The organism is Streptomyces sp. CO7, assembly GCF_053474865.1.
In genome coordinates, this window is the sequence record NZ_JBRIOU010000061.1 from 1 (window position 1) to 643 (window position 643).

The 643-nt window shown below is 79.5% G+C and carries 1 protein-coding gene; it reads left to right on the forward strand.

Translation table 11 applies throughout. The features are described from left to right. Positions 1-555: acyl-CoA dehydrogenase family protein (locus ACOV8S_RS31090; protein ID WP_448321829.1), on the forward strand; the 555-nt coding region annotated here is incomplete at its 5' end. Between the last annotated feature and the right edge of the window lie 88 nt (positions 556-643).

The following is a 643-nucleotide window of genomic DNA, read 5'->3' on the forward strand; positions in this document are numbered from 1 at the left end:
GTGCCGGGCCCCTACTTCACCGGGTCCGGCACCGGGCACGTCCACCTCGGCGGCGCGCCGGTCCTCACGGGCGGGCCGGTCGGCGGCGCCGGGCGCGGCCTGGCCCTGTTCGCCCGGCACATCGCCGTGGAACGCCTGGCCGGCGGCCTGTGGGCGGCGGCGGCCTGCCGCCGGGCGCTGGCGGACACCCGCGACCGGCTCGCGGACCGCGGCCTGTGGGAACAGCCCGCGATCCGCCAGCGGCTCGCCGCCGCCCTCGTCCGCACCCGTCAACTGGAGTCGCTGGTGGAGGCGCTGGGTCCGTCGGTCGCCGCCGGGCACGACCACACGGCGGCGGCGCTGGTGAAGGCCGCGGCGGGAGAGACGGCCGACCACGTCCTCGACGTCTGTGCCCACCTGTGCGGTGCGGACGGCTTCGCCGCCGCGGGCATGCAGCACCGGCGCGCCGAGGCGGCGCTGTTCGGCATCGCCGGCGGAAGCACGGAGACGGTCCTCGGTACCGTCGCGGACCAGGCGGAGGCCTTGTTGGCGCCGGCCCGAGGGGCCGCGGCGTGAGCGCGGCGGCCCCTCGGGGCGCTGCCGTGACCGCCGGGGCCCCAAGGGACGCAGGCATGACGGCGGCGGCCCTGCGCGCCGTCATGCC